7 protein-coding genes are annotated in these 6,000 nt (G+C 56.5%); all 7 read right to left on the reverse strand.

What is annotated here, in order from left to right; translation table 11 throughout:
- Nucleotides 1-79: 79 nt before the first annotated feature.
- Nucleotides 80-1,468, reverse strand: coding sequence for a 2-oxoadipate dioxygenase/decarboxylase HglS (gene hglS, locus WH50_RS18505; protein WP_110188798.1), 1,389 nt, complete (start codon nucleotides 1,466-1,468; stop codon nucleotides 80-82).
- A 201-nt stretch (nucleotides 1,469-1,669) separates the two neighbouring features.
- Nucleotides 1,670-2,578 (reverse strand): transcriptional regulator GcvA, encoded by a 909-nt coding sequence (gene gcvA / locus WH50_RS18510; RefSeq protein WP_110188799.1) that lies wholly within the window; start codon nucleotides 2,576-2,578, stop codon nucleotides 1,670-1,672.
- 166 nt (nucleotides 2,579-2,744) lie between these two features.
- The gene (locus tag WH50_RS18515; protein ID WP_110188800.1) at nucleotides 2,745-3,167 is read right to left on the reverse strand and encodes a hypothetical protein; all 423 of its coding nucleotides are present in this window, start codon (nucleotides 3,165-3,167) and stop codon (nucleotides 2,745-2,747) included.
- A 1-nt stretch (nucleotide 3,168) separates the two neighbouring features.
- Nucleotides 3,169-3,813: a peptidoglycan recognition protein family protein gene (locus tag WH50_RS18520; RefSeq protein ID WP_110188801.1), complete on the reverse strand. Its 645-nt coding sequence runs from the start codon at nucleotides 3,811-3,813 to the stop codon at nucleotides 3,169-3,171.
- Nucleotides 3,814-3,974: 161 nt separating this feature from the next.
- On the reverse strand, nucleotides 3,975-4,427 hold the full coding sequence (locus tag WH50_RS18525; RefSeq protein ID WP_133251371.1) for a hypothetical protein: 453 nt from the start codon (nucleotides 4,425-4,427) through the stop codon (nucleotides 3,975-3,977).
- Between the two features lie 93 nt (nucleotides 4,428-4,520).
- Entirely contained in the window at nucleotides 4,521-5,312 is a 792-nt protein-coding gene (locus tag WH50_RS18530; RefSeq protein ID WP_110188803.1) for an SDR family NAD(P)-dependent oxidoreductase, read from the reverse strand.
- A 548-nt stretch (nucleotides 5,313-5,860) separates the two neighbouring features.
- Nucleotides 5,861-5,998, reverse strand: coding sequence for a diguanylate cyclase domain-containing protein (locus WH50_RS27295; protein ID WP_110188804.1), 138 nt, complete (start codon nucleotides 5,996-5,998; stop codon nucleotides 5,861-5,863).
- Between the last annotated feature and the right edge of the window lie 2 nt (nucleotides 5,999-6,000).

Below are 6,000 nucleotides of genomic sequence, written 5' to 3' on the forward strand. Positions count from 1 at the left end.
AGGGAGAGGGGGTAACCAAGCCGCTAAAGACAGAAAATGCCCTTCTTCATTAAAGCAAGAAGGGCAAGGCGGTGAGAAATTACAGGCTCACGCCCAGTGCTGCGGCACATTCCTGCAGCGAGCGCTGCTGCGTTTCGGCATACAGCGCCAGCTCGTTCAGGGTCTTGCGGCTCAGATCGGCTTCAAACTGATCCTTGTTGGCGTCGGCACTGTAGTGAGCCTGCGCATCATCACCCAGATTGGACTGGAAGATGCCCGCAGCACTGACCGGCAGGAAGTCTTCATACACCAGCGGCTCAATCTGCACATAGCCTGCAGCCATCAGTGCGGCCAGATCTTTACCTGCCTTGTCACTGGCGGCCATGCCCTGTTCAGTGGCGAAGTAGCGGAAGTAGGCCAGATCCTGCTGCTGCAGTTCGCTGTAGCTGTCGGGGAAGGCTACGAAAACCCGTTCCAGAATCGCCATGTAGTCCACAGCGTTATTTTCATTGGGGAAATCGCCCAGTTCTTCACGGGCCTGATCCAGCAGCTGGTCATACAGGGCACGACCTTTGGGGGTCAGCGCCACGCCACGCTGTTCGATCTCACCAAAGCGGGCAGAGTGGCTGCCCTGTTCGGCGCCATTGGCACCGATAAAGGTAATGGCTTCGTTCAGTGCCTTGAAGCTGGTCTGGCGCAGCAGGATAGGGCAGTTGCGCTTGGGTGGGCCTTCGATAACGGCTTTGGGAGTAATGCCTTTCTTCGGCATGCCGACCTGCACACTGTCGATGTCCAGAGTACGTGGCGTCAGGTGGTTGATGTGCGGGCCACGGAAGGCCACCACATCGGCAATCAGGCGGTGCTGCTTCAGCAGCTGCTGGTATTCGTCCAGTGACACGGTGGCGCTGCTGTGCCAGCGGAAAGTTTCCAGTGCCTGCTGCACAAACTCTTCGGCATCAGCATCGTTCAGACCGCCATCGGCTTCCGCCTGACTGATCAGTTCCAGCACGCGTGAAGTGAAGATAGAGCGCTTTTCCAGTGTGGTTTTGGCAAAGGCACGCAGTGCTTCGCTGTCGATCAGCTCCAGACGCAGCAGTGAGCAGAATACGCGGAACGGGCTGATCTGCAGCGAGGCTTCGTGCACGGCACGGAAAGCGGTGGAGTGCACCGGTACACCAGCAGGCGTCAGGTCATAGTAGCCAACAGGAGACATGCCCATCACCGCGAACAGACGGGCGATGGTCGCCAGCTCTGCAGGCGTACCGACACGGATAGCACCATGACGCTCAACGTTCAGACGCTCCAGTTCACCGGTCTTGCGCAGGCTTTCTGCGATGCCGGGGTCATTGCTCATGGCGCTGTCGTTAACCTCGGCCACCAGATCGAGCAGGGTGCCGTACAGAGGCACTTCATCACGGTACATGTCTGACATGGCGCGGGAGAAGTCAGCGCGGATCAGGTCAGGGTTCTTGAAGTTAACGCCAGTCATGGTTTGCTAATCTCCAGATCGTTCTTTTTCGCGCGCCGCTCAGCGGTATTGTGTCCGGTGCGGTGCTGCGTGGATGTAGGTTCCCGAGGTCCGGGGAAGGAATGAGCCTATTAACGGCGAATCAGCCTGTCCGTACAAGCGAATAATATTTCGGACTTCATTCCTTAAAGTTGAGATGTGGGTGATTGTACCTGTTTCGCATCAGACCTTGCCGGAGCGTTCGCTGATAATGCGGGCCAGAATCCACTCTACAAAGGCTTTCACCTTGGGGACTTCTGCTGCCTGCTCGGCATGGGCGATAAAATGGGCGCCACTGCTGGGCATGGGGTGATCCACCGGGATCAGCAGTTTGCCTTCGCTCAGCTCCTCCGCCACCAGATAGCGCGGAATCAGCGCCACGCCGCATCCCGCCTGTGCGGCACGAATGCACATGTAGAAGGTGTCGAAGCGCGGGCCGTGATAGCTGTTGTGCGCGGTCAGTGCCTGCGACAGAAACCACTCGTGCCACGCCTCTGGCCGTGAGGCACATTGCAGCAGCGTCATCTGGCTGAGGTCGGCAGCATTGTGGCAGGGCTGTTCGGCCAGCAGTTCCGGCGCACAGACCGGCACGACTTCTTCATGAAAAAGCTCAATGCAGGTTGCGCCGGGCAAGGTGCCCTGACCATAGAAAAACGCAATGTCCGCTCTGGCCTGTTGCAGATCAAAAGGCTCCAGCTCATTGCGAATATCCAGATGAATATTCGGATAGCGCTTGTTGAAGTCTTTCAGATGGGGGATCAGCCAGCGCGCACCGAAGGTCGGCTGGGTGGCCACGCGCAGCACTTCCGACTCGCCGCCGTAGGTGAGGATATAGCGGCTGGAAATATCCACCTGCGTGAGGATCTTGTTCACCTCAGACAGATACAGCGCACCTGCCGGGGTCAGGTGCAGCCGTCGGCGGATGCGCTCAAACAGGTTATGGCAGAGCATTTCCTCCAGCTGAGCCACCTGCTTGCTGACTGCGCTTTGCGTCAGATGCAGCTCTTCCGCGGCGCGGGTAAAACTAAGATGCCGGGCCGCCGCCTCGAAGCATTGCAGCGCGGTGAGAGAAGGCATCAGGCGTTTGGACATAAGCTAAAACCATCATCAGGCCGTAAAAACTGCTCATTATTCCAGCGGGGAATGATGTTGGCTGCAAGTGAAAAGTGAAATGAGGGTGTCGGGTGAAGGAGGTTGCCGGGTAAAGGAGGTGGCCGTGGTGGACATGGCTCACCACGGCCATGCCGTCATGGGGGGATTACTCCTGATTACCGATGTCAGTATCCCAGCCACAGTAGGGATAATCCGGATCGCCGCAGCAGTCACTGGTGCAGGCAATCAGCAGGCCGTTCGACAGTCGGAATAGCCCGGCATAGTCGAAGCTGAATGTAACCTGCTGCCTGTTTAGCAGCATGGACCCTGTTATCGAGCAGCCAGAATACGAGAAGTAGTCGTGCAGTTCGGTCTGATCCACTTCTTTACCTCGGGCAAGTATGTGCTGGAGCACGTCCGGGGTGAGGGTAGGGCAGTCGTAACCATTCTTGTTGCTGACCTTGAAGTCGCTTGCTATCCGGGAAAACTGCAGCGACGGATTGCTCTGATTGGTCACGGTACCTGATGCTGCACAGCCAGTTGCCACTGTGACCATCAGTACAAAGCCCGTTATGAAGGCGCTTTTCATATTAATGACTGCCTTTGTGGACTTTGTAGGCTGTCAGGGTACTGGTCCCTTCCGACTCGTTCTCGTCTTTGTGCGCGATAGGACCATGTGCATAGATGTCTTCAAGCGTAACGCCGTATTTGCTGATCAGGCCATCGAGCAGCCAGTACACCGACTTGAGTTGCAGGTCATTAGGTGTTTCATACCGATGGCTACTGTCAGCCAGTGTGCCGGTGATTTCGATGCCTATGGAGTCGTTGTTGCTAGGGAAGCGAAGAGGGTAAGGCTTTGCGGCCTCCATGCGGCTTATCAGAGTAAACTTCTTACTCCAGCCGGTATTTTTCCGGTTCAGTATATCCGTGATTTTTCGGGCCTCCTCGTCACTACAGGAGTGCGCCTTTTCGCAACGGCTGCGAAGCTGGCCGACATGCCAGCACTTCTGACCGAGGCTGGCGGTCTGATAAATCTTGCCGGTTTCCGAGATCAGGAAATGAGCGCCTGCGGTTTTGTTACTGTAGGCGGCTAATGTGGAACGGGCGGTTGGCGCACCGGTGCGGTGCAGCACAATGGCATTGATCTGGCCTATCGGGCCATGCTCGATGGCGGGGTATTCGGCTTTTTCTACGGTAGGGCTATTGACCCAACCATCCTTGTCAACGAGTAACATCACTGTCTCCCTGGTGTTGTGTGCTCCGTGCTGCCGTACGTGGCATTGATCTGTGTGCGGCGGGGTACCGTAACAAACGAACGCTGGCGGTGCAAATCAGCTACTTCCGCGGTTGTTATCATCGTGAGTGGTTATCGCCGACAGCTCCGCGCACACCGCACTCAGTGCGGATTCCACGAGCAATAGTCGAAGGCATCGTTGCAACAGCCGTCGCCACAGGCCAGCAGCGAGCCGTCGCTTAATTGCAGCACACCGCCATAGTCAAAACTGAAGCCCAGCGGCTGGCCATTACGACGCAATGAGCCATGAATAGTGCAGCCGGTGGTGGTGAACTGCTCATCCACATCCTGCTGGGTCACGCTGACGCCGCTGTCCAGCACGTGTTGCAGTACCTGCTGGTCTATCTGGTCGCAGCCATAGTGGCGGGCATCACTGACTTTGAAGTCCGATTTCAGCTCTGTGTACTGATCATCGAAAGACGGGGGCGACGAAGCGGTGGGAGGCTGGTTGCTGCAGGCTGTCAGCGTCACCGACAGCAGGGACAGATAAAACAGTGTGAATTTCATCCGCGCAGGGATGGGGTGGTGAGTTGAAGCATGCTGCAGTGGTGACATCGTTGACGGCCCTCTTTCCTTTAAAGCCGAGAGAACGAATGGGGCAGGTATGGCTGCCCCGTAATAGCCTGCTGCCCTGCCGAACGTCAGGTATCAGGCGATACTGCGCACTACACCACCATCCACGCGCATGGCAGCGCCGGTGGTGGCCGAAGCCTGCTGAGAGGCCAGATAAACACACAGATTGGCGACTTCTTCCACGCTGGCAAAGCGCCCGATCAGCGAGGTGGGGCGGTGCTCCCTGATGAAGGAGGCCTCCATCTCCGCGACACTAACGCCCTGTTCGGCTGCCATTTTGTCGAGAAATACGCTGACCCCTTCCGATTTGGTCGGGCCGGGCAATACTGCATTAACAGTTACGCCGCTGCCACTCAGGGTTTCCGCCAGTCCGCGTGACACGGCCAGCAGTGCGGTCTTGGTAACGCCGTAGTGCACCATCTCCACCGGGATCTGCAATGCGGACTCGCTGGACAGAAACTGTATCCGTCCCCAGTGCTGCTTCTGCATGAGCTGGGCGTAATAGCGTGACAGCCGCACCGCACTCATGACATTGGCCTGAAAAAACTGCTCCCATTCTTCGTCGCTGATGTCGAAGAAGCCCTGCGGTGAGAAGATACCCATGTTGTTGATCAGAATGTCGGCGTGCGGCACCTGATGGATCAGCTCCCTGCAGCCATCCGCATTGGACACATCGGCCACAACTCCGGTTACCCGACCATAGCCGTCTTCTTTCAGTCTGGCCACCGCTTCATCCACCCGAGCCTGGGTGCGGCCATTGATCACCACTTCGGCACCGGTGGCAGCCAGCCCTCTGGCAATGGCATAGCCAATGCCCGCTGTTGAGCCGGTGACCAGCGCGATTTTGTCGTAGAGTTCGATTTTCATAGGGTTACGCTCCTTGATGAGTTAGGGTCGTGTTCCTGTTCTGACATTCCGTCGCAAGCGATGCCTGCTATATGAACAGCAGTTGCAGCATCGTCAGCCTGCTAAGGGATATGGATAAGGCTTGCGGGATGTAACTCAACGGCATGGGGCGCGGTGACAGCAGATTGAAACAGCTATGTATTAATTTTTGATGCGCTGCGGGAGGAAATGAAAAAAAATCGCCCGATTAGGGTCAACTGAACCGTAGATAGACTTGCTTATTGCGAGATTGAAACAAATACTTACACATCGTTTTGTGCAGAGAGGTGCTCTCGTCGTTCTGTCACTGTTGTTCAGCAGGTCGTTGAAAAACGTTATCGAGGCAGCCGAGACAAGGAAATACCCAAGGGCACAAGAAGCAGGCGAAAAAGCGGAGTTAAGTGAACTAAGTGAGTATTTGACTCGCTCCGCTCGCCCCTTCTGGGCCATGCTAAAGCACGTTCAGCCTTTGGCTGTGAGCCTGTTTTTGACGCGGTATTCGGCAACGCAGATAGATTATCAACGACCTGTTAGGAGCCCCAGAACACCACCTGATCCTTACCATTCTCCTTGGCCCGATACATGGCCTTGTCGGCCTGCTGCACCACCTGCTCGGCGTCATCGGCCTGATCAAACCAGACCACACCGATACTGGACGCCAACTGCACCG

Source organism: Pokkaliibacter plantistimulans, from assembly GCF_003194385.1.
GTDB classification, from domain to species: Bacteria; Pseudomonadota; Gammaproteobacteria; order Pseudomonadales; family Balneatricaceae; genus Pokkaliibacter; species Pokkaliibacter plantistimulans.

Excerpts from the sequence above, each read along its gene's own strand:
- WH50_RS18525 (WP_133251371.1), bottom strand. The coding sequence starts at position 4,427 with ATGTCACCACTGCAGCATGCTTCAACTCACCACCCCATCCCTGCGCGG.
- gcvA (WP_110188799.1), bottom strand. The coding sequence starts at position 2,578 with ATGTCCAAACGCCTGATGCCTTCTCTCACCGCGCTGCAATGCTTCGAG.
- WH50_RS18515 (WP_110188800.1), bottom strand. The coding sequence starts at position 3,167 with ATGAAAAGCGCCTTCATAACGGGCTTTGTACTGATGGTCACAGTGGCA.
- hglS (WP_110188798.1), bottom strand. The coding sequence starts at position 1,468 with ATGACTGGCGTTAACTTCAAGAACCCTGACCTGATCCGCGCTGACTTC.
- WH50_RS18520 (WP_110188801.1), bottom strand. The coding sequence starts at position 3,813 with ATGTTACTCGTTGACAAGGATGGTTGGGTCAATAGCCCTACCGTAGAA.
- WH50_RS18530 (WP_110188803.1), bottom strand. The coding sequence starts at position 5,312 with ATGAAAATCGAACTCTACGACAAAATCGCGCTGGTCACCGGCTCAACA.